The following is a 21,824-nucleotide window of genomic DNA, read 5'->3' as shown; positions in this document are numbered from 1 at the left end:
ATGATCCTGCACGGCTATTTCCGCTCCACGGCCTCATGGCGGGTTCGTATCGCCCTGGGCCTCAAGGGACTGGAGGCCGTGCAGGTCATCCACCACCTGCGCAAGGGCGAACAGCGGGCGCCGGAGTATCTGGCGCTCAACCCGCAAGGCCTGCTGCCCTCGTTTGTCACCGACGACGGTGCGGTCCTGACCCAGTCGCTGGCCATCATCGAATACCTTGATGAGGTTTCGCCCGAGCCGTCTCTGCTGCCTGCCGATCCCGTGCAACGGGCCAAGGTTCGGGCGGTCGCTCAGGCCGTCGCCTGCGACATCCACCCGGTGCAGAACCTCAAGGTGCTGCAACGCCTGCGCGATCTCGGTCTGGGCGAAGAGGTGGTTCAGGCCTGGGCCGCCACCGTCATTGAGGAAGGCCTCGACGCGGTCGACAAGCTGCTGGCCGACCAGCCGGGCCCGTTCGCCTTCGGCGACGCTCCTACCCTGGCCGACCTCTGCATCGTGCCGCAACTGGGCAACGCGCGCCGCTTCGGCGTCGAGCTGCGCTGGCCGCGCCTGCTGGCGCTTGAGGCCGCCTGCCTCGAACTGCCCGCCTTCCAGAACGCCGTCCCGGGCAAACAACCCGACGCCGAATAATCATCCCAATCGAACCGAGCGCGGAGCCAACCGCGCCCTTTCCCGGAGGAAATCCATGAGTATCGCCGCTGCGGCCGCCGCCGCATTGCTTTCGCACGCCCCCATGCCCGCAGACGCCGAGGCGCCGATCCAGAAGGCTCCGGTAGCGGTTCCGGCCGCCGCGCCGCCGCCGTTCAAGCTGATCAACCATGACGAGAGCTACGCCTACCTGGCCGACCCGGCCAAGCGCACCTCCACCTGGTCGAAGTTCAAATATGTGCCGGTCGGCGGCGAGCGCAGCCCCGTCTGGGCCAGCTTCGGCGGTGAACTGCGCTTCCGCGCCGAACACCGCGACAATGAGCGCTTCGGTCGCGGGGCTCAGGACACCGGCGGCGATTTCCAGACCCGCGCCCGCCTGTGGGGGGAACTGAACCTGGGCTCTTCGCTGCGCGCCTTCGTCGACGTGCAGGACGCTCGCACCTCGGGCCTCGCCAGCGGCGAGCCGGTGATCGAGGAAAACCGCACCGACCTGCATCAGGCCTTCCTTGAGGCGAAGACCGGTCTGGGCGGCGGCAGCCTGCGCGTCCGCGCTGGTCGTCAGGAGTTCGGTCAGGGCGGTTTCCGCCTGTTCGACATGCGTGAGGGCGCCAACGCCCGCGTGGCCATGGACATGGTTCGGGTCCTGTATGACAGCCCGACCGGCTGGAGCGGCGGCGCCTTCGCCGGCTACGCCCTGCGCGAAGGCAAGGCCTCGTGGGACGACGCCACCAACTTCGACTATCGCCTCTATGGCGCGACGGCGGCGAAGGCGCTGGGGCAGGGGGCGACGGCGCCCAAGCTGGAACTGCTCTACGTTAACACCGACCGTCTGGTGACGCCGTTCGACGGTCAGGTCGCGGGCCGCGACGACCGCGACACCCTGTCGGTTCGTCTGTCCGGCAAGGTCGCGCCCTGGGACTATGAGGTCGAGGCGGTCAAGCAGTGGGGCTCGTTCCGCGATCTCGACATCGACGCCTGGTTCTTCTCGGCGGTCGGCGGCCGTACCTTCCCGGGCGTGAAGTGGTCGCCGCGCGTGGCCGTGCGTCTGGACGTCGGCTCGGGCGACAAGGACCCGAACGACGGCAAGCTGAACAGCTTCAACCCCCTGTTCCCGCAGCCGGCGGCCCTGCGCACCGATCTGGGCTTCGCCAACATGGTGCTGTTGCAGCCCGAGGTGACGGTGCGCCCGACGCCCAAGCTGACCCTGGGCGCCAACACCGCCGGCCTGTGGCGTCAGAGCAAGGACGACGGCCTCTACGCCCTGTCCGGCATGGTGCTGCGCGGCGCCAACGAGGGGCAGTCCTCCTATGTCGGCTGGCGCACCGGCGTCTTCGCCCGCTATGCCCTGACGCCCTATGTCTCGCTGATGGGGGTGGCGAACTACACCAGGGCCGGCGACTTCCTGAAGGAAACCGGCACGGCCGAGGACCAGTCCTATCTCGGGACCTTCCTGACCTTCCGCTTCTGATTGCGGTAAACCGGATTGGCCGTCGTCATCGCGACGACGGCCGAACCGAGGCGAATGCGTAGGGCCTCTCCCCATGTCCAATGGGGGGATGTATGGAAGCACCATGCGCCAGACATTCGACGAAACCACCGATCCGTCCTTCGGGGCGAAGCATCTGCCCCTGTTGCGGGCGAAGATGGCCGAGCAGGGCCTCGATGGCCTGCTGGTCCCGCACGAGGACGAGCATCAGAACGAATACCTGCCCGACGCCAGCGAGCGTCTGGCCTGGGTCAGCGGCTTCACCGGCTCGGCCGGCGCCGGCGTGGTGCTGCAGGACAAGGCCGCCGTCTTCGTCGACGGCCGCTATACGGTTCAGGCCAAGGCCCAGACTGACCCGGCCCTGTTCGAGCGTGTTGAACTGAACAAGCTGGCCGCCTGGCTGGAGGGCCTGAGCGCCGGTTCGGTCATCGGCTATGACCCGCGCCTGCACAGCCCCGACGCCCTGGCGACCCTGCGCGCGGCGGTCGAGAAGGCCGGGGCGACGCTGAAGGCGGTCGAGCCCAACCCCATTGATCTGGCCTGGGGCGACGCCCGCCCGGCCCAGCCGCAGGCCCCGGTGGTCCCGCACGAGGACCGCTATACCGGCGAGAACGCCGCCTCCAAGCGCGCCCGCATCGGTCAGGCCATCGCGGCCAAGGGCGCGGACGTCGCCGTGCTGACCTCGCCGTCGTCGCTGGCCTGGCTGTTCAATATTCGCGGCGGCGATGTGATCCGCACGCCCCTGCCGCTGGGGCAGGCGGTGGTGAAGGCCGATGGCACGGCCAAGGTCTTCCTCGACCCCGCCAAGATCACCAACGAACTGCCCGGCTGGCTGGGCGACGCCGTGACGCTGGAGGCGCCCGAGGCGCTGCCCGCCGCCCTGGACGCCCTGTCGGGCCAGAAGGTGCTGATCGACCCGGCTGTGTCCTCGGCATGGTATTTCGACCGTCTGGAAACGGCGGGCGCCGCCATCGTGCGCGGCATGGACCCCTGCGCCCTGCCGCGCGCCCAGAAGAACGCCGTCGAGATCGAGGGCAGCCGTCAGGCTCACATCCGTGACGGCGCGGCCCTCACCCGCTTCCTGCACTGGGTCGATACGGTGGCTCAGGCTGAACTGCCGGACGAGCGGGCGGTGGTCGAGGCGTTGGAAGGCTTCCGCGACGCGACGGGCATGCTGAAGGACCTGTCCTTCGACACCATCGCCGGGGTCGGCCCGAACGGCGCCCTGCCGCACTACAAGCCGGTCGGGGCCAAGATCCGTCCGATGGAGGCGGGTTCGCTTCTGCTGGTGGACGGCGGCGGTCAGTATCTGGACGGGACCACGGACGTGACCCGCACCATGGCCATCGGCGAGGGCACGGCCGATCAGCGCCGCATGTTCACCCTGGTCCTGAAGGGCCACATCGCCATGGCGGTGATCCGCTTCCCCGCCGGGACGACGGGGCATCAGCTGGACGCCGTGGCGCGTCAGCCGCTGTGGAACGCGGGCTTCGACTTCGATCACGGCACCGGCCACGGCGTCGGCTCCTATCTGGGCGTGCATGAGGGGCCGCAGCGCATCGCCCCCTACGTCAATACCCAGCCGCTGCTGACCGGCATGATCCTGTCCAACGAGCCGGGCTATTACCGCGAAGGCGAGTGGGGCATCCGCATCGAGACCCTTCAGGTCGTGACCGCTCCGGTTCAGGTGCCGGGCGGCGAGCGGCCGATGCACGGGTTTGAGCAGCTGACCCTGGCGCCGCTGGATCGGCGTCTGATCGACGTCGCCCTGCTGACGGCGGACGAGCGGGCCTATGTGGACGCCTATCACGCCGAGGTTCTGGCCAAGGTCGGGCCTCTGCTGGCCGAGGGCGTGCAGAAGGACGAGGCGGCGCTGGAATGGCTGAAGGCGCAGACGGCGCCGCTCTGATCCGATGATCGGCGCCATCGCCCTGCTGTTCGTCTGCCAGTTGGCGGGCGAGGTGATCCACCGGCTGACGGGCCTGCCCCTGCCGGGGTCGGTGATCGGCATGGTGCTGCTGCTGGGCTGGCTGGCCTTTGTGCCGAGGGAGCGGCTGACGCTGACCCAGGTGACGGGCTGGCTGACGGCGCATCTGTCGATCATGTTCGTTCCGGCGGCTGTGGGCGTGATGCAGGAGGGGGCGATCCTGTCGCGCTATGGCCTCGGCATCGTCGTGGCCGTGGTGGTCTCGACCCTGCTGACGCTGGTGGTGACGGCTCTGGTGTTCCGCGCCGTGGCGGGGCGCGAGCCGGAGCCTGAAGCGGTGGAGGACGCGTCGTGAGCGATCTGATCGCGACGCCCTTGCTGTGGCTGGCGGTGACGCTGGTGGTGTTCGAGGCGGCCGATGTGCTGTCGCGGCGCAGTGGGCGCCACCCGCTGTGCCATCCGGTGCTGCTGGCGACGCCGGTGCTGATCGGCCTCCTGCTGCTGACCCGCACGCCCTATCCGACCTATGCCGAGGCGACGCAGGTGCTGGGCTTCCTGCTGGGGCCGGCGGTGGTGGGGCTGGCCGTGCCGATCTGGGCGCAGCGGGCGACGATCCGGCGTCTGGCCAGGCCGCTGACCTGCGCCCTGCTGGCGGGGGCCGCGACGGCCATCGTCAGCGCGGTCGGCATCGTCTGGCTGTTCGCCGCACCGGCCGAGATCATGGCCTCCATCGCCCCGCGCGCCACGACCACGCCGGTCGGCATGGCGGTGGCCTCGCAGTTGGGCGGCATACCGGCTCTGGCGGCGGTGATCGTGCTGATGTCGGGCGTGATCGGAGCGATGACGGCGACGCCGCTGCTGAACCTGCTGAAGATCAGGGATTATCGTGCGCGGGGCTTCGCGGTCGGGGTGTCGGCGCACGGTTTCGGCGCGGCGCGGGCCTTTCAGGTGAATCAGACGGCGGGCGCCTTCGCCAGCCTGGGCATGGCGCTGAACGCGGTGGCGACGGCGACCATCCTGTCCATCGTCGCCAGCCTGATCTGAGCACCGCCCCTTGAAATGGGGCGATACGGCGCCCATCTGATGTCGGCTGGCGGATGCGCCGCCGGCCCCCTCACATCAGAAGGAATGCGCTCATGAAGACGCGCAAGCTGGGTCTCGGCGGCCCTGAAGTCTCGGCCATAGGTCTGGGCTGCATGGGCATGAGCGCCTTTTACGGCGGCTCGAACGAGGGGCAGTCGATCGACGTGATCCACCGTGCGCTCGATCTGGGCGTGACCCTGTTCGATACGGCGGAAGTCTATGGCCCTCACACCAATGAGCTGCTGCTGGGCAAGGCGTTGAAGGGGCGGCGCGATGAGGCCTTCGTCGCCACCAAGTTCGGCATCAACTACAACGCCGACCGTACCGTGCTGGCGGTTGACGGATCGCCCGCCAATGTGCGCCGCGCCATCGAGGGCAGTCTGACCCGACTCGGCGTCGATCACGTCGACCTCTATTATCTGCACCGTGTCGATCCCAATACGCCGATCGAGGAAACGGTCGGGGCGATGGCCGAGCTGGTGAAGGAGGGCAAGGTCCGCTTCCTGGGTTTGTCCGAGGCCGCGTCCGCCACGATCCGCAAGGCGCATGCCGTTCATCCCATCACGGCCCTGCAGACCGAATACTCACTGTGGAGCCGCGACCCGGAGGATGAAATCCTGGTCACGGTGCGTGAACTGGGCATCGGCTTCGTGCCCTATAGTCCGTTGGGGCGGGGCTTGTTGTCGGGTGAAATCAAGTCGATCGATGACCTGCCGGCCGACGATTTCCGCCGATCGAACCCGCGTTTCATGGGCGAGAATTTCCAGAAGAACATGGACCTGGTCGCGGCGGTCAGCGCCATCGCGGCGGACAAGGGCGTGACGGCGGCGCAACTGGCCCTGGCCTGGGTGCTGGCGCAGGGCGAGGATTTGGTTCCCATTCCGGGCACGCGCCGGGTGACGACGCTGGAGCAGAACATCGCCGCGACGGAGATCGTGCTGACTTCGGAAGACCTCACGCGGATCGAGGCGGTCTTCCCCAAGGGCGCGGCGTCAGGCGAACGCTACGCCGCCGCCGGGCGATCGGCACTGAACCGCTGATACAAAGACGCCTCCCTCGCGATCGCGGGGGAGGCGTCTTTCATTCGAGCGTGCAGATCGCTGCTACTGGATGCGGGTCCAGGTCTGGGTCTTGCACAGGGGGGCGACGATACAGCCGCGCAGGCGCAGGCTGTTGTCATTGGTCATGGTGATGGTGCCGCGATAGGTGCCGCCGTCCGCCGGGTTGTAGACGGAGCCGCCGCGCCATTCGGTCGGACCGCCGGTGAAGCCGCTGAGCATGCTCAGGCCGCGCAGGGTGCGGTTGCGCTGGCTGGCGTCCTTGTTGTGCTCGTCGCGGGCGTTAGGCTCGGCGCGGATGTGTTCCGAGGTCACCAGGGTTCCGCACAGGGCCTGACCGCAGCGGGCGATGCGGACCTGACCGCCATTGGTCGGGGTCTGCCACAGGCCGGTCGGATCAGCCGCGAGAGCGGGCGAGGCCAGGGCCGCAGTGACGACGGCGGCTGCCGCCAGGACGGAAAGCTTCATCGGGCGTATTCCTTCACACGGATCGTTGAGCCGATCCTTTGGACGAAGGGTGATCCGGGTTTCAGTCCGAAACAAGGCCTGAATTGTGAGTATCGCTCAATGATTACATGACCTTAGGTCAATATCTGAGTGCGCTTCCAGACTAAGGTGATGGATTCTCTGGCCTTCTGTCGTCGGTCAGGCGCGCGGACGACGTGGGCGCGAGCCAGCCGAAGAGCAGGGGTTGTAGCCGCCAGCGTAGAGCCGCCCGAGGCTGATGCCGGCGGCGCTGGCGAGCGTGCGGGCGCAGGCGGCTTCGTGCAGTCGCAGGGTCTCCAGCGCGACCGAGGCGCAAGCGAAGGCGTCTTCAGCGGCGTCGTGGTGTTTGAACTGGATGCCCAGTTCCGCGCAGACGTTGTTCAGCTTGTGCGAGGCGAACTCCGGCCAGGTGATCTGGGCCAGCTTGACGGTGCAGAGGTAGTCGAACTCGGGATAGGCGAGGCCGTAGTGGTCGCAGGTTCCGCGAATGACACTGACGTCGAAGGCGGCGTTGTGGGCCAGCACGGTCCGGCCCTGCAGGCGCGGGGCGATGGCGGCCAGGACGGCGGGGAACTCTTCGGCGTCCTCGACCTGTTCCGGGCCGATGCCGTGGAAGGCGATGTTGAAGCTGGCGAAGCGCATGCCGGGCGGGCGGATGTAGTGGTGCTCGACGGACTCGATGACGCCGTCGTTGATCCAGGCAAGGCCGATCGAGCAGGGGCTGGAGCGCTGCTCGTTGGCGGTTTCGAAGTCGATGGCGACGGCGTGCATCAGGGTTCTTAGCTCAGGCGACCATGGTCAGGCGATAAGCGCCAGCCATTCGTCCTCGGTCAGGACGGTCACGCCGTGTTTCTCGGCGTCCTTCAGCTTGGACCCGGCGCCGGGGCCAGCGACGACGTAGTCGGTCTTTTTCGACACCGAACCCGAGACCTTGGCGCCCAGGCTTTCGGCGCGGGCCTTGGCTTCGTCGCGGGTGAAGCGTTCCAGGGAGCCGGTGAAGACCACGGTCTTGCCCGCCACGGGGCTGTCGGTTGTTGGGGCGGCGACGTCCTCGACCGCATCCAGTTCGGCCAGCAGGGCGTCCATGACGGCCTGATTGTGCGGCTCGTGGAAGAAGTGGGCCAGGGCCTCGGCGGCGACGGGGCCGACGCCGGAGACGCCCGCGATCTGGTTCAGAATCTCGGACGGGCCTTCGTTTCGCGCCACGCTCGCCCAGCGGGTCAGGTCGGACCAGCCGCTTGAAATCTCCGCCAGCGAGCGGCGGGCGGGGGCGGCCATGCCGGGGAAGGCGAGGGCGATCTTCTGATCCATCGGCGCCTCGGGCCAGGGATCGTCGGCGGGCGGGTTCGCCTCGGCCATGAGTCCCAGCACGCGGGTCGAGATGGCGTGGGTGGCGGCGAGCCTCTTCCAGTCGTCGCTGGCCAGACCCCCGGACGCGGCCATGCAGGCGTCGCGGAAGGCGGTCCAGCTGCCGAAGGCGCGCGACAGGACCAGCGAGGTCTGTTCGCCGATATCGGGCACGCCGAGGCCGAAGATCAGGCGGTCCAGGCTGATGGTGCGGCGCGCGTTGATCCCGGCGATCAGGTTGCGGACGCTGGTCTCGCCATAGCCATCCTCGGCCCGCAGCAGGGCCAGCTTTTCCTCATCGCGAGCCAGGCGGAAGATGTCCGCCGGTTCCTTGATCCAGCCGCGCGCGTGGAAGGCGATCAGCTGCTTTTCTCCAAGGCCTTCAATGTCGAAGGCGCGGCGACTGACGAAGTGCTTTAACCGCTCGACGATCTGGGCGTCGCAGATCAGGCCGCCGGTGCAGCGGCGCTTGACCTCGTCACCCTCGCGCACGGCCTCCGATCCGCAGACGGGGCAGACGTGGGGGAAGGCGAAGGGAACGGCGCCGGCCGGGCGCAGGTTTTCGACCACGCCGACGATCTGGGGGATGACGTCGCCGGCGCGTTGCAGGATGACGGTGTCGCCGATGCGCACGTCCTTGCGGGCGATCTCGTCCTCGTTGTGCAGGGTGGCGTTGCGCACCACGACGCCGCCGACGGTGACGGGATGCAGGCGGGCCACCGGGGTCAGGGAGCCGGTGCGGCCGACCTGGATGTCGATGCCTTCCAGCACGGTCGTGGCCTGTTGCGCCGGGAACTTGTGGGCGATGGCCCAACGGGGGCTGCGGGCGATGAAGCCGAGGCGCTGCTGCCAGTCCAGCCGGTCGACCTTGTAGACCACGCCGTCGATATCGTAGCCGAGGCCGCTGCGGTCGGTCTCCAGCCCGCGATAGACCTCGATCAGGCCCTCAGCGCCCTCGACGCGGATCGAGCGCTCGTTGACCTGGAAACCCCAGCTGCGGAAGGCCTCCAGCGCGCCGTGCTGGGTGTCCGCGAACGGCGCCGAGGTCTCGCCCCAGGCGTAGGCGAAGAAGGTCAGGGGGCGCTTGGCCGTGACCTTCGGGTCTTTCTGGCGCAGCGAACCGGCGGCGAAGTTGCGCGGGTTGGCGTAGGTGCGGCGGCCTTCGGCCTCGGCGGCGGCGTTGAAGGCGTCGAAGGCGTCGTTGGGGGCGTAGACCTCGCCGCGGATCTCGATGACGTCGGGCCAGCCGGAGCCGGTCAGGGTCTGGGGGATGCTGTTGAGCGTGCGCAGGTTGGCGGTGACGTCCTCGCCACTCTTGCCGTCGCCGCGCGTGGCGCCCTGAACCAGAACGCCATTTTCATAGCGCAGGCTGGCCGACAGGCCGTCGATCTTGGGCTCGGCGACGAAGGCGATGGGCTCGTCGCCCGGCAGCTTGAGGAAGCGGGCGATGCGGGCCACGAAGTCGCGCACCTCGCCCTCGTCAAAGGCGTTGTCCAGCGACAGCATGGGCACGCCGTGGCGGACCTCGGCGAACTGGCTGGAGACGGGGGCGCCGACCCGTTGCGACGGCGAGACGGGGCTGGTCAGCGCGGGGAAGGCGGCCTCGATGGCCAGGGCGCGGCGCTTCAGCTCGTCGTAGTCGGCGTCGGAAATTTCGGGCGCGGCGTCGGCGTAGTAGAGGGCGTCGTGGCGGGCCAGTTCGGCCGACAGCTGCGCCAACTCCTCGCGGGCCTGGTCTTCGGTCAGGATTTCGACGGGAGTTTCAAACATGGGAATCGCGCGGCCAGCCTTGTTCAGTCGCGCTGTTTAGCACTGGCGGCGACGGGATCGCAGCGTCCATGACAGAAACGTAATCTGACGCCGACCGCGACGCCCGCTAGCGTCCCGCCGACTGATTTGCCGGAGCCCTTCATGCGTCCTGTTCTCGCCAGCCTGACCGCCATCGCCGCCGCCCTGACGCTGGCCGCCTGCGAGACCACGACGCCCGCAGCGACCGAGGCGCCCGTCGCGGCTTCGCCCGCCGACTACGCCCAGCTTATGGACGACCTGCGCATCCTGTCGGCCGACGACATGCAGGGCCGCGACACCGGATCGGAAGGCGGGGCCAGGGCGCGCGAATACATCGTCGGCCGGCTGGAGGCCCTGGGCGTCCAGGCCTCGTCCATGGGGCGCCTGCAGCCTTGGGAGATGCAGGGCCGGACGCGCGAGGGGACCAAGACCTTCAACGGGACCAACATCATCGGCGTCATTCCGGGCACACGCGTGTCGGACAAGTACATCGTGGTGACGGCCCACTATGACCATGTCGGCGTCAACGACGGTCAGGTCTTCAACGGCGCGGACGACAACGCCTCGGGCGTGGCGACCATGCTGGAGCTGGCCAAGCGGCTGAAGGCCAACCCGCCCGAGCACACCGTCCTGATCGTCGCTCTGGATGGGGAGGAGCGGGGCCTGCTGGGGGCGAAACACTTCGTCGAGGCGCCGCCGGTGCCGCTGTCGTCGATCTCGATGAACCTCAACTTCGACATGACGGCGCGCGCCGACAGCGACGGCAAGCTGTGGGTCACCGGCACCTATCAGCATCCCTATTTCCGCCCGGTGCTGGAACGGATCGCGCCGCGTGGCACTGTCTCGCTGGCCTTTGGCAAGGACACGCCCGAGGACAAGGGCGCCGACAACTGGGTCGAGGCGTCGGACCACGCCGCCTTCCACCGCGCGGGTCTGCCCTTCCTTTATTTCGGCGTGAACTATCACCCCGACTATCACCGCCCGAGCGATGACTTCGAAAAGGTGGTGCCCGCCACCTTCCAGTCCTCAACCGAGCTGGCGATCGAGGGCTTCCGGGCGCTGGACGCCTGGCTGGATCAGTAGGGGCTGCTGCAAAAGCTTCGCAAACATAGGCCTTGAATCCGCCTTCAGAGCGGCGTTCTGTCGCACCCTCATCAGTCGAGGAAATACAGATGTCGGCGGTTCAGGGTTTCGATCTTCAAAAGGTGCAGAAGCTGCGCAAGCTGGCGCTGCTGGTCGGCATCATCGCCGTGGTGGCTCTGGCCTTCTTTACGCAGTCAATGGGCGGCGAGACGGCGCTGCATGAAGGGCTGGAGGCCTTTGGTCTGGCGCTGATCGCCGTCTGCATCGTCGGGCGGGCCTGGTGCTCGCTCTATATCGGCGGGCGCAAGAAGGCCGAGATCGTGGATCGCGGGCCCTATTCGATCAGCCGCAACCCGCTCTACGTCTTCAGCTTCATGGGAGCCTTCGGCGTCGGCGCCCAGACGGGCAGCGTGACGCTTGTTACCCTGTTCCTGCTGCTGACCGTCGCCGTCTTCTACGCCACAGTGAAGCGCGAAGAGGCCTGGCTGACGGGCGCCTTTGGTCAAACCTATCTGGACTATTGCGCGCGGACGCCGCGGTTCGGGCCCGACTTCTCCAAGTGGCAGGATGCCGAGTCGCTGGACGTGCGGCCGCGCTTCTTCCTGACCACGTTGCGCGATGGGCTGGTCTTCCTGCTGGCCGTGCCGCTGTTCGAGTCGGTCGAGAAGCTGCAGAACATCGGCTGGCTGGCCGCCCTGATCCATCTTCCGTGAGCCGAGGTTTCGTGAAGACAACGCGTCTCGCCGCCATTGCGGCCCTGGCCGGAGTGATGACGCTGGCGGCTTGTGACCGGCCCGCGAATGCGCCCGAAGCCCCAGCGGCGTCGAAGTCCGCCGCTTTCAAGCACGACCTGCCTGAAGACGTGTCCGGCTACTATCTGCCGGCCGAAGAGGTGCGGGTCGACAACTGGCGGCTGCACCACGTCTTCATGGGGCAGGTTCCGGACTTCATCGCCTGGGAGGGCGGTCAGCGGCCACCGGGCTTTGCGCCCGTGATGATCGAGTTCGAGGACATGGTCGGGCCGCCGCTGGAAAGCGGGAATCGGCGTCGGCTGCGTCTGATTCCAGCGGCTTATGACGTGACCGAGGATCGGGTGCGTGTTCAGACCCTGTCGGGAGGCCTGGGCGCGGTGTCGTTCGATGGAAAGCTCGACCAGGGCGCGCTGGCGACGGCGCGGCGCAATCTGGGAGACCAGGGTGTCGTCCTGACGGGGACGCTCAAGGTCGGAAACCGGACCTTCAACAACGTATCGATGCGGTGGTGGGCGGGGGACTGATCCCCCGCCGCTGATACCGGTCGTTAGGCGACGGTCGCCTTGACGATCTTGCCCGGAGCGCGGGGCGGCTCGCCCTTGGGCAGGGCGTCGACGTGTTCCATGCCTTCGATCACTTCGCCCCAGACGGTGTATTGCTTGTCCAGGAAGCGGGCGTCGTCGAAGCAGATGAAGAACTGCGAGTTGGCGCTGTCGGGGTTGGCGGTGCGGGCCATCGAGCAGACGCCGCGGACGTGCGGTTCAGCCGAGAACTCCTGCTTCAGGTTCGGCTTCTTGGAGCCCGAGGTGCCGGTGCCGGTCGGGTCGCCGCCCTGGGCCATAAAGCCCGGGATCACGCGGTGGAAGACCACGCCGTCGTAGAAGCCTTCCTTGGCCAGGTCGGTGATCTGCTTGACGTGGTTCGGCGCGAGGTCGTCGCGCAGCTTGATCACGACGTTGCGCTCTTCGCCGTCGCCGGTGTCGAGGGTGAAGGTCAGGGTTTGGTCGGCCATGAGGCTCTCCTTGGGGTGTGCGGACTAGAATTGTGCGCGGGTCATAGCGGCTGAACGCTGTCACCGCTATGTGGGAAGCATGACTGACGACGAAAAGCCCGCCGAGAAGCCGCCGGAACGCCGCCGGATGGTTCGCCCGCCCACGGGCGGCACCGCCGCCGGGCGCGGCCTGGGCCAGAAGATGAAGACGGCCGACACCAAGTCCATGTCGAGCCAGCAGTGGATCAAACGCCAGTTGGCCGACAAATGGTCCGAGCGAGCGCGCGCCGAGGGCTGGCGCAGCCGCGCGGCCTTCAAGCTGCTGGAGATCGACGACCGGTTCCGCCTGATCAAGAAGGGCTCGCGGGTCATCGACCTGGGCGCGGCGCCTGGCGGTTGGATCCAGGTCTGCCTGGATCGCGGCGCGACGGCGGTGGCGGGCGTGGACCTGCTGATGATCGAGCCGATTCCCGGCGCGACCCTTATCCAGGCTGATTTCACCCATCCGGGCGTGGACCAGCAACTGATCGACGCCATCGGCGGGCGACCGGACCTGGTGCTGTCGGACATGGCGCACAACACTGTGGGCCACCGCAAGACGGACCACCTGAAGATCATCGCCCTGATCGAGATCGCCGCCGATTTCGCCATCCGCACGCTGAAGCCGGGCGGGAATTTCGTGTCCAAGAACTTCCAGGGCGGCGACGCCGGCGGGGTTCTGACACGGCTGCGCGAAGAGTTCGAGACGGTGAAGTACGTGAAGCCGGAATCGAGCCGCAAGGGCAGCGCCGAGGTGTTTCTGGTGGCGCTGAACAAGAAGTAGCTTCCTCTTCCGTCATCCTCCGGCAAGCCGCGTAGCGGCGCAGACCGGGGGACTCAGCGGCGCCGAAGGCGATCTTTACGGCAAACACAGCGCGTGGGTTTTTCGCCCTCCGGGCGCCGCTGGGTCCCCCGGTCTCGCTACGCTCGCCGGAGGATGACGGAAAAGGATCAGGCAGTTGCGGCTTCCGCCGCCCGGCGGGCCTTCTTGGCTTCGATGCGCGTCCAGATGCGGTCGTGCAGGGTGAAGAAGACCGTCTGCACCAGGGGTTCGACCATACCGATGGCCAGGGCGATGCGCCAGTCGCGGGTCAGGGCGAAGGCCACCAGAACCGCCACGGTGAAGTGCATCAGGCCATAGGTCACGGTCTTCAACGCCACCTGTTTCAGGCTGCGGGGCAGGGCATGGCTGTGACCGTGGTGGTTGTGGGCGCGGTTCTGCTCGTGGGCGTTCATCAGCTCCAGACGGGCGGTGACGGCCTCGGCGGTTTCTTCAAAGCCTGACAGCATCCGGCGCTGCTCGATGCGGTGCCAGACCCGGTCGTGGATCGAATAGGCGAGGGTCTGGACGATCGGCTCCACCACGCCGACCGCCAGAGCGATGCGCCAGTCGCGGGTCAGGGCGAAGGCCACCAGGATCGCGACGATCAGGTGCATCAGGCCGTAGCTCGCGATCTTCAGGGCGAGGCGTCGGGCTGTACTGATTAACATGCGAACCATTCGCAATACTTGGGTCTGAACGCCTCAAGGCGCAAGGCAATTCCTCTTATTCCTTGCATAGGTCTGGGTTGGGGTTGCGGTTCCATGCCATGGGGCGTTATACGCGGCCCGCAAAACGGAGACTCCCCCATGGAGATACGCGAAGGCCTCACCTTCGACGATGTTTTGCTCGAACCCGGCCCGTCCGAGATCATGCCTGCGATGGCGGATGTCTCGACCCAGCTGACGCGCAACATCAAACTGAACATCCCGCTGCTGTCGTCCGCCATGGACACGGTGACCGAAAGCCGTCTGGCGATCGCCATGGCCCAGGCCGGCGGTCTGGGCGTGCTTCACCGCAATATGACCATCGAGGAGCAGGCCGAGCAGGTCCGCGCCGTCAAACGCTATGAAAGCGGCATGGTCATCAACCCGGTGACCGTCTCGCCCGACACGACCCTGGGCGAGGTTCGCCAGATCGTCGCCGCCAAGAAGATCACCGGCTTCCCGGTGGTCGACCCGGCGACGGGCAAGCTGGTCGGCATGCTGACTAACCGCGACATGCGCTTCGAAGGCGATCCGTCGATCAAGGCCTCGGCCCTGATGACCACCGGCGATCTGATCACCGTGCGCGAAGGCGCCGGTCGTGAAGAGGCGTGGAACCTGCTGCGCACGCGCAAGATCGAACGCGTCATCGTCGTCGATGAGGACTATCGCGCGGTCGGCCTGATCACGATGAAGGACATCGAGAAGGCCCAGGCCTTCCCGAACGCCGCCAAGGACGAGCAGGGTCGCCTGCTGGTCGGCGCCGCCTCGACGGTCGGCGACGCCGGTTACGAGCGCGCCATGGCTCTGGCGGAAGCCGGCGCCGACGTGGTGGTGATCGACACCGCCCACGGCCACTCGGCTTCGGTGGCCCAGGTGGTCGAGCGCATCAAGCGCGAGAATAACCGCCTTCAGATCATCGCCGGCAACGTCGCCACCTATGACGCCACCCGCGCCCTGATCGACGCGGGCGCCGACGCCGTGAAGGTCGGCATCGGCCCGGGCTCGATCTGCACCACCCGCATCGTCGCGGGCGTGGGCGTGCCGCAACTGACGGCCATCATGGATTCCTCTCGCGCCGCCAAGGGCACGGGCGCCACGGTCATCGCCGACGGCGGCATCAAGTATTCGGGCGACATGGCCAAGGCCATCGCGGCCGGCGCCAGCGTCGCCATGATGGGCTCGATGTTCGCCGGGACGGATGAATCGCCGGGCGAGGTCTTCCTGTACCAGGGGCGCAGCTACAAGTCGTACCGCGGCATGGGCTCGGTCGGCGCCATGGGCGCGGGCTCGGCGGACCGTTACTTCCAGAAGGAAGTCTCGTCCGAGAAGCTGGTGCCGGAAGGCATTGAGGGCCAGACCGCCTACAAGGGGCCGATCGCACCGGTCATCCATCAGATGGTCGGCGGCCTGCGCGCCTCCATGGGCTATGTCGGCGGGGCCACGATCAAGGACTTCCAGGAACGCGCTCGCTTCGTGCGCATCACCAATGCGGGCCTGCGCGAAAGCCATGTCCACGACGTGATGATCACGCGCGAGGCGCCGAACTATCGTCAGGGCTGACCCCCTGATCCGCTCCCGGTCTTCGGATCGGGAGCGGTTTCGTTTTGACTGGTTGCGGAGGGCCGGGGCGTGACGACTGAACTGACCTATCTGGTCGCGACGCTGGTCCTGGCCCTGGTGCAGGTGCTTCTGCCCGCCGCAGGACGGACGCTGGAGTTCGGCATTGGCTGGAACGCCGGGGCTCGGGATCAGACGCCGCCGTCGCATAACCTTGTCGTCGGTCGCCTCGAAAGAGCCCAGACCAACCTCTATGAGACCCTTCCGCTGTTCATCGGCGCTGTCCTGATCGCTCACGTCACGGGCGCGGAGAGCGCCCTGACCCTGTGGGGCGTCGCCCTCTATTTCTGGGCGCGCGTCGCCTATATCCCGCTTTACGCCCTTGGCGTGCCCTACATCCGGTCGCTGGTCTGGCTGGTCTCGCTCGCGGGACTGATCATGATCTTCGCGGCCCTTTTCATCTGATCCGAGACCCGATTGACCCCTGCAGCCCGCCTCGCCGCCGCCGCCTCCGTCCTCGACAGCATCGCCCACAGCCGCCAGCCGGCCGAGGTGGTGCTGAAGGCCTGGGGCGCCGCCAACCGCTATGCGGGGTCCAAGGATCGTCGCGCCATCGCCGACCGCGTCTACAAGGTCATCCGCGCCCGGGGCCGTCTGGTCTGGGCCATGGGCGGGCGTGAAGACGGTCGCGCCCTGGTCATCGGCTCGCTGTCGCTGATCGACGGCCTGCCGCTGGACGAGATCGAGGCCCTGCACTCGGGCGAGGGCTATGGCCCGCGTCCGCTGTCCAAGCAGGAGCGCGGCCGCATCACCTCGGCCCCCGGCGAACTGCCGGGCTGGGTCGCTGCCGGCCTGCCCGAGTTCGTGGTCGAGGACTTCAAGACCACCTTCGGCGACCGCTGGATCGAGGAAGCCCACGAGTTGATGGCGCCGCGCGCGCCGATCGACCTGCGCGTCAACCTCGCGAAAACGACCGTCGCCGGCGTCGAGGCCGAACTGGTCGAGGCCGGTCTGTCGCCCGAGCGCGCGCCCTGGTCGGCCGCGGGCTTGCGCCTGTCGGCCGAGCCGCCGCCCAACGTCCAGGCGCTGGAGGCCTTCAAACAGGGCCATATCGAAATTCAGGACGAAGGCAGTCAGGTCGCCTGCTGGCTGACGGGCGTTCAGCCCGGCATGACCGTCGTCGACTACTGCGCCGGCGGCGGCGGCAAGACCCTGGGTCTGGCCATGCTGGGCCAGCCGGTGGCGACCCAGGCTGTCGTGGCCGAGGCGCCCGCCGCTCCGGTCGCTGTCTGGTCGCCGGTCGGCGGGGACGGGCAGGGGGCTGTGGTCCAGCCCAGGCCCAAGGCCAAGCCGGTCGAGATGGGGATCCGCCTGTTCGCCTATGACGTGGTGCAGAAGCGTCTGGACAACATCCGTCCGCGTCTGGCCCGCGCCGGCGTCTCCGCCGATCTGCGTCTGCTGGGTCAGAACGGCGGGGGTGTCGAGGATCTGGTGCGTCAGGCCGACGTGGTCCTGGTCGACGCGCCGTGCAGCGGCTCGGGCACCTGGCGTCGTCGCCCCGAGGACGCCTGGCGTCTGAAGCCCGCCGAGGTCGAGCGCCTGCACGCCCTGCAGGTCCAGATCCTGGGCCGGGCCGCCGAGCTGGTGAAGCCGGGCGGGCGTCTGGTCTTCGTCACCTGCTCCATGTTGCGCGGCGAGAACGAGGCCACGGCTGACGCCTTCGAGGAAAACAACCCCGCCTTCGCCCCGGTCCCGGTGGCCGAGGCCCTGAAGGCGGCAAACCTGACCGACGCGGCGCGCGAGCGTCTGGGCGCTCTGGCCGAGGGCGGTCATCGTCTGCGCCTGTCGCCGGCCTCGACCGGCACCGACGGCTTCTTCGCCGCCGTCTATGAGCGGACGGCATGAGCGACGGGCGGTCAGAAGACATCTATGGCCTGACGGTCCTGCCGGTCATGGCGGCGCCCGCCGAGTACGGCGCGGCGCTCCAAGCGCGTATCACGCCCCTGATGACCGGCATCGGCCCGGTCGAGGGGGCCATCGCCCTGACCGCCGCCCTGACGCGGCTGGAGGCGGACGACGCCCTGCCGGACCTGATTGTCTCGCTGGGCTCGTGCGGGTCGCGCGATCTGGAGCACGCGGCGGTCTATCAGGCCTCTTCCGTCAGCTATCGCGACATGGACGCCAGCCCGCTGGGGTTCGAGAAGGGCAAGACGCCGCTGCTGGACCTGCCCGCCGTCCTGCCCCTGCCTTGCCCCATCCCCGGCGTGCCGACCGCGACCCTGTCGACCGGCGCCAATGTGGTTTCCGGCGCCGCCTATGACGCTATCGACGCCGAGATGGTGGACATGGAGACCTTCGCCCTACTGCGCGTGGCCCAGACCTTCGGCGTGCCTCTGGTGGCGCTGCGCGGGGTCAGCGACGGCAAGAGCGAGCTGACGAAACTGGAGGACTGGACCTCCACCCTGCATCTGGTCGACGCCAACCTGGCCGAGGCCTGGGACCGTCTGGCCGAGGTGCTGACGACGCAGGGCCTCGCCGCTTTGGCCGATGTTCCTGCATCGCGACTTGATCCCGACGTCTTCACCCGTCAAGAACCCGCCCCATCAACGCCCGCTTCGGATTCTGAGCCCTCATGACCGCGCCCCACACGCATGAAGCCGTCCTGATCGTCGATTTCGGCAGTCAGGTGACCCAGTTGATCGCGCGCCGCCTGCGCGAAGCCGGCGTCTATTGCGAGATCCATCCGTTCAACAAGGCGGGCGAGGCGCTGAAGGCGGTGGCGCCCAAGGCCATCATCCTGTCGGGCGGCCCCAACTCGACCACCGACGCCGACAGCCCCAAGGCTGACCACGCCCTGTTCGAGGCGGGCGTGCCGGTGCTGGGCATCTGCTACGGCGAACAGACCATCTGCGCCGAGCTGGGCGGCAAGGTCGAGAGCGGCCACCATCGCGAGTTCGGCCGCGCCGAGATCGTCATCACGCGCGAGAGCCCGCTGTTCGCCGGCATCGGCGCCGTCGATCACCGCGAGACGGTGTGGATGAGCCACGGCGACCGCGTCACCGCCATCCCCGAAGGCTTCCATGTCATCGCCACCTCGGAAGGCGCGCCCTATGCGGCCATCGCCAATGAGGAGCGCAAGATCTACGGCGTGCAGTTCCACCCGGAGGTGATGCACACCCCGCGCGGCGCCGTGATCCTGAAGAACTTCACCCACGGCATCGCCGGCCTGACCGGCGACTGGACCATGGCCGCCTATCGCGACGAGCAGATCGCCAAGATCCGCGAGCAGGTCGGCTCGGCCAAGGTGGTCTGCGGCCTGTCGGGCGGGGTGGACAGCTCCGTCGCCGCCGTCCTGATCCACGAAGCCATCGGCGATCAGCTGACCTGCGTGTTTGTGGACACCGGCCTGCTGCGCAAGGACGAGGCCAAGCAGGTCACGGAACTGTTCCGCGAGCACTACAACATCCCGCTGGTGCACGTTGATGCGTCGAAGGAATTCCTCGGCGAGCTGGCCGGAATTTCCGACCCGGAAACCAAGCGCAAGACCATCGGCCGCGTCTTCATCGAGATCTTCGACCGCGAGGCCGCCAGGATCGAAGGCGCTGAGTTCCTGGCCCAGGGCACCCTCTATCCCGACGTGATCGAGAGCGTCTCGGCCTCGGGCGGCCCCTCGGCGGTGATCAAGAGCCACCACAATGTCGGCGGCCTGCCGGACTTCATGAAGCTGAAGCTGGTCGAGCCGTTGCGCGAACTGTTCAAGGACGAGGTCCGCGCCCTGGGCCGCGAACTGGGCCTGACCGACGCCTTCGTCGGACGCCACCCCTTCCCGGGGCCGGGCCTGGCCATCCGCATCCCCGGCGAGATCACGCCGGAAGCGGTCGCTACCCTGCAGGACGCGGACGCCATCTATCTGGAAGAAATCCGCAAGGCCGGTCTCTACGACGACATCTGGCAGGCCTTCGCCGTCCTGCTGCCGGTCAAGACAGTCGGCGTCATGGGCGACGCCCGGACCTATGAAAAGGTCCTGGCCCTGCGCGCCGTCACCTCGACCGACGGCATGACCGCCGACTTCTACCAGTTCCCCTGGGACATCCTGGCCAAGACCGCCACGCGCATCATCAACGAAGTCCGCGGCGTCAACCGCGTCGTCTACGACGTGACGTCGAAGCCCCCCGGCACCATCGAGTGGGAGTGATCCAGCTCAGGCAGCTGTTCTGACGAACAGCTGAATTGGAGAGGCCCTTCGATGGAGGACGAAGGGCCTCTTCTATGTTGCGGTCATTTTCCGATGGCGGACCCAATATGAAGTTGGGGCTAGGCTAGGCTTAGTCTGTTGTACTGCTCGATCGGGCCGGGGTATTCGCCGCCGCGGTCCTCGCCGACCTCGCGGGCGATCAGGGCGTTGGTCATGGCGTTGAGGCGCAGGATAAGGGCCTTGTGGCGTTCGGGCCGGGCGGCCAGGTTGACGATTTCCTCGGGATCTCTGGCCGTGTCGTAGAGTTCCAGATCGTTGTGGGCGGTCAACTGCTCCCAGGTCACAGGCGTATGGTGCTCGCCCGGCGCGAAGTAGCGGGCGAACTTGTAGCGGCCGTCGAATACGCCCCGATGCACGCGCCGCTTCGACAGGTCGAAGACGGGGCGGTCGAGGTAGTTCTTATTGGTCCGCTCCCACGACAGCAGGACGCCGTAGTTGAACAGGTGGCCCTCCTCGTCGCGGGCCGTGCGGGACGTCGGCGTGCGCGTCAGGCCCGACAGGTCGTGGCCGACCAGTTGCGGGAAGGCGGCTTTGCTCCAGGCCGCATCCTTGCCGGCGAAGCCCAGCAGGGTGGGGGCGATGTCGACCGAGCTCATCACCGCATCCGTGGTCATGCCGCGCACGCCGTCGGGGTGGGCGATGAACATCGGGACGTTGGTTTCCTCGCGGTAGATGGTGCCGCCCTTCTGGCGCATGCCGTGGGCGGCGGCCCGCTCGCCGTGGTCCGAGGTATAGACGATGATGGTGTTGTCCATCTGGCCCGAGTGCTCCAGCGCCCACAGCAGGGTGAGGATGTTCTGGTCCACGTCGCGGATGCAGTTGCAGTAATAGTTTACGAAGCGCAGCCAGGCGGCCTCGTTGTCGCGCGGCATGGCGCCATAGGTCTTCACGTCGAGGGCCGAGATGCCGCGATGGGCCTCGGGCTTGGTCGACAGGTCATCCAGATGGAAGCTGCGCGGCAGGGGGTAGCCCAGGTCGGTCTGATACAGCGGATCGCCCGGCTCGGCCCGCATGACCCCGGCCAAGTTCCACACGGCGCGCGTCTCGGCCTGCTCGCCGGTGGCGTCGTAGAACATGATGTCGTGCGGATTGACCAGGTTCACGGCCATGAACCAGGGCTTGTCCTCGCGTTTCTCGGGCTTTTTCGCCAGTTGCTCGATCAGCATGGCGGCGTCGCCGGTGACGGCGCGGTCGGTGCGGTATCCGGCCCAGGTCAGGCCGATTTCCTCGCCGTAGAAGTTGTAGTCGGAGAAGCCGAAGGGCTCCATCGCGTCGGTGGTGTCGGGGAACTCGCGCTGGAAGCCCGGCGCGGCCGTGGGCAGCTTCGATAGGTGCCACTTGCCCTTGTAGGTCGTGTAGTAGCCCGCCGCCCGCATCATGTCGCCGAGGGTGTCGATCTCGGGCGTCAGGACGGCGCCTTGTTCGGCGTTGGAATAGACCTTGGTCTTCTGGGTGTGCTGGCCGGTGTAGATGACGGCGCGCGACGGCGTGCAGGGCGTGGTGTGCACATGATAGTTGCGCACATGCAGACTGCGTTCCAGCAGGGCGCGGTGGCCGGGCAGGTGATCGAGGAAGCCCTCGGGATAGGACTGCAGCCCGAACTCCTGATCGGTGACGATGAAGAGGATGTTCAGGGGCCTGGATGGATCGCGCGGCGTTTGCGGGCGGGCGCGGACAGGCGGGGCGCTTGCGGCGGCGCTGACGCCTGCCATGCCGGCCAGCAGGGAACGGCGGTCGATCCTGGTCATGTCTCTACTCCACTATGAACCCTGCCGTTCTGTGCGGCTTTTGGGCGAT

General features: G+C 67.6%; 21 protein-coding genes. 15 read left to right on the top strand and 6 right to left on the bottom strand.

Features of this window, described 5'->3' with window-relative positions:
- The 6 genes from maiA (at position 1) to ACIQTU_RS11215 (ending at position 6,184) form a co-directional block, all read left to right on the top strand.
- Positions 1-630, top strand: coding sequence for a maleylacetoacetate isomerase (maiA, locus tag ACIQTU_RS11240; protein WP_400546733.1), 630 nt, complete (start codon positions 1-3; stop codon positions 628-630).
- Between the two features lie 55 nt (positions 631-685).
- Entirely contained in the window at positions 686-2,116 is a 1,431-nt protein-coding gene (locus ACIQTU_RS11235) for an alginate export family protein (RefSeq protein WP_400546730.1), read from the top strand.
- A 103-nt stretch (positions 2,117-2,219) separates the two neighbouring features.
- Entirely contained in the window at positions 2,220-4,043 is a 1,824-nt protein-coding gene (locus tag ACIQTU_RS11230) for an aminopeptidase P family protein (protein WP_400546727.1), read from the top strand.
- Between the two features lie 4 nt (positions 4,044-4,047).
- On the top strand, positions 4,048-4,416 hold the full coding sequence (locus ACIQTU_RS11225) for a CidA/LrgA family protein (RefSeq protein ID WP_400546724.1): 369 nt from the start codon (positions 4,048-4,050) through the stop codon (positions 4,414-4,416).
- Positions 4,413-5,105 carry an LrgB family protein gene (locus tag ACIQTU_RS11220; protein ID WP_400546721.1) on the top strand — a complete coding sequence of 231 codons (693 nt, stop codon included), beginning with the start codon at positions 4,413-4,415 and terminating at the stop codon, positions 5,103-5,105. Before ACIQTU_RS11225 ends, ACIQTU_RS11220 begins: the two co-directional genes overlap by 4 nt.
- A 92-nt stretch (positions 5,106-5,197) precedes the next feature.
- Positions 5,198-6,184, top strand: coding sequence for an aldo/keto reductase (locus ACIQTU_RS11215; protein ID WP_400546718.1), 987 nt, complete (start codon positions 5,198-5,200; stop codon positions 6,182-6,184).
- Positions 6,185-6,247: 63 nt separating this feature from the next.
- On the opposite strand, the gene ACIQTU_RS11210 is transcribed toward ACIQTU_RS11215, so the two are convergent.
- The 3 genes from ACIQTU_RS11210 to ligA all read right to left on the bottom strand — a co-directional run bounded on the left by ACIQTU_RS11210 (position 6,248) and on the right by ligA (position 9,805).
- Positions 6,248-6,670 (bottom strand): DUF2147 domain-containing protein, encoded by a 423-nt coding sequence (locus ACIQTU_RS11210; RefSeq protein ID WP_400546715.1) that lies wholly within the window; start codon positions 6,668-6,670, stop codon positions 6,248-6,250.
- A 177-nt stretch (positions 6,671-6,847) separates the two neighbouring features.
- A complete protein-coding gene (locus ACIQTU_RS11205; RefSeq protein WP_400546712.1) occupies positions 6,848-7,459 on the bottom strand; it encodes a 3'-5' exonuclease in 612 nt (203 codons plus the stop codon).
- A gap of 27 nt (positions 7,460-7,486) precedes the next feature.
- Entirely contained in the window at positions 7,487-9,805 is a 2,319-nt protein-coding gene (gene ligA, locus ACIQTU_RS11200; RefSeq protein ID WP_400546709.1) for an NAD-dependent DNA ligase LigA, read from the bottom strand.
- A gap of 141 nt (positions 9,806-9,946) precedes the next feature.
- On the opposite strand from ligA, the gene ACIQTU_RS11195 reads away from it, so the two are divergent.
- The 3 genes from ACIQTU_RS11195 (at position 9,947) to ACIQTU_RS11185 (ending at position 12,182) form a co-directional block, all read left to right on the top strand.
- The gene (locus tag ACIQTU_RS11195) at positions 9,947-10,906 is read left to right on the top strand and encodes a M20/M25/M40 family metallo-hydrolase (protein WP_400546706.1); all 960 of its coding nucleotides are present in this window, start codon (positions 9,947-9,949) and stop codon (positions 10,904-10,906) included.
- Between the two features lie 89 nt (positions 10,907-10,995).
- The gene (locus ACIQTU_RS11190) at positions 10,996-11,619 is read left to right on the top strand and encodes a methyltransferase family protein (protein WP_400546703.1); all 624 of its coding nucleotides are present in this window, start codon (positions 10,996-10,998) and stop codon (positions 11,617-11,619) included.
- 56 nt (positions 11,620-11,675) lie between these two features.
- Positions 11,676-12,182, top strand: coding sequence for a hypothetical protein (locus ACIQTU_RS11185; protein ID WP_400546700.1), 507 nt, complete (start codon positions 11,676-11,678; stop codon positions 12,180-12,182).
- A 23-nt stretch (positions 12,183-12,205) separates the two neighbouring features.
- On the opposite strand, the gene ACIQTU_RS11180 is transcribed toward ACIQTU_RS11185, so the two are convergent.
- Complete coding sequence (locus ACIQTU_RS11180; protein ID WP_400546697.1) at positions 12,206-12,670, bottom strand: peptidylprolyl isomerase; 465 nt, start codon at positions 12,668-12,670, stop codon at positions 12,206-12,208.
- Positions 12,671-12,749: 79 nt separating this feature from the next.
- Between ACIQTU_RS11180 and ACIQTU_RS11175 the strand changes: the two genes are divergently transcribed.
- Positions 12,750-13,472 carry an RlmE family RNA methyltransferase gene (locus tag ACIQTU_RS11175; protein WP_400546694.1) on the top strand — a complete coding sequence of 241 codons (723 nt, stop codon included), beginning with the start codon at positions 12,750-12,752 and terminating at the stop codon, positions 13,470-13,472.
- Positions 13,473-13,639: 167 nt separating this feature from the next.
- On the opposite strand, the gene ACIQTU_RS11170 is transcribed toward ACIQTU_RS11175, so the two are convergent.
- Entirely contained in the window at positions 13,640-14,179 is a 540-nt protein-coding gene (locus ACIQTU_RS11170; protein WP_400546691.1) for a DUF2061 domain-containing protein, read from the bottom strand.
- A gap of 138 nt (positions 14,180-14,317) precedes the next feature.
- Between ACIQTU_RS11170 and guaB the strand changes: the two genes are divergently transcribed.
- The 5 genes from guaB to guaA all read left to right on the top strand — a co-directional run bounded on the left by guaB (position 14,318) and on the right by guaA (position 19,967).
- Positions 14,318-15,775, top strand: a complete 1,458-nt coding sequence (guaB, locus tag ACIQTU_RS11165; RefSeq protein ID WP_400546688.1) for an IMP dehydrogenase — start codon at positions 14,318-14,320, stop codon at positions 15,773-15,775.
- A gap of 69 nt (positions 15,776-15,844) precedes the next feature.
- Positions 15,845-16,237 carry an MAPEG family protein gene (locus ACIQTU_RS11160; protein WP_400546685.1) on the top strand — a complete coding sequence of 131 codons (393 nt, stop codon included), beginning with the start codon at positions 15,845-15,847 and terminating at the stop codon, positions 16,235-16,237.
- A gap of 12 nt (positions 16,238-16,249) precedes the next feature.
- The gene (locus tag ACIQTU_RS11155) at positions 16,250-17,677 is read left to right on the top strand and encodes an RsmB/NOP family class I SAM-dependent RNA methyltransferase (RefSeq protein WP_400546682.1); all 1,428 of its coding nucleotides are present in this window, start codon (positions 16,250-16,252) and stop codon (positions 17,675-17,677) included.
- The gene (locus tag ACIQTU_RS11150; RefSeq protein ID WP_400546679.1) at positions 17,674-18,408 is read left to right on the top strand and encodes a 5'-methylthioadenosine/S-adenosylhomocysteine nucleosidase; all 735 of its coding nucleotides are present in this window, start codon (positions 17,674-17,676) and stop codon (positions 18,406-18,408) included. The genes ACIQTU_RS11155 and ACIQTU_RS11150 overlap by 4 nt, the downstream gene beginning before the upstream one ends.
- Positions 18,405-19,967, top strand: a complete 1,563-nt coding sequence (guaA, locus tag ACIQTU_RS11145) for a glutamine-hydrolyzing GMP synthase (protein WP_400546676.1) — start codon at positions 18,405-18,407, stop codon at positions 19,965-19,967. Before ACIQTU_RS11150 ends, guaA begins: the two co-directional genes overlap by 4 nt.
- A gap of 119 nt (positions 19,968-20,086) precedes the next feature.
- Here the strand turns inward: guaA and ACIQTU_RS11140 are convergent, their stop codons facing one another.
- Positions 20,087-21,775 carry a sulfatase-like hydrolase/transferase gene (locus tag ACIQTU_RS11140; RefSeq protein WP_400546673.1) on the bottom strand — a complete coding sequence of 563 codons (1,689 nt, stop codon included), beginning with the start codon at positions 21,773-21,775 and terminating at the stop codon, positions 20,087-20,089.
- Between the last annotated feature and the right edge of the window lie 49 nt (positions 21,776-21,824).

Origin of the sequence: Brevundimonas sp. NPDC090276 (assembly GCF_044772165.1) — a bacterium.
Lineage (GTDB): Bacteria > Pseudomonadota > Alphaproteobacteria > Caulobacterales > Caulobacteraceae > Brevundimonas.
Note: the sequence above shows the minus strand (reverse complement) of the source record. Positions and strands in the feature narration are given on the sequence as shown.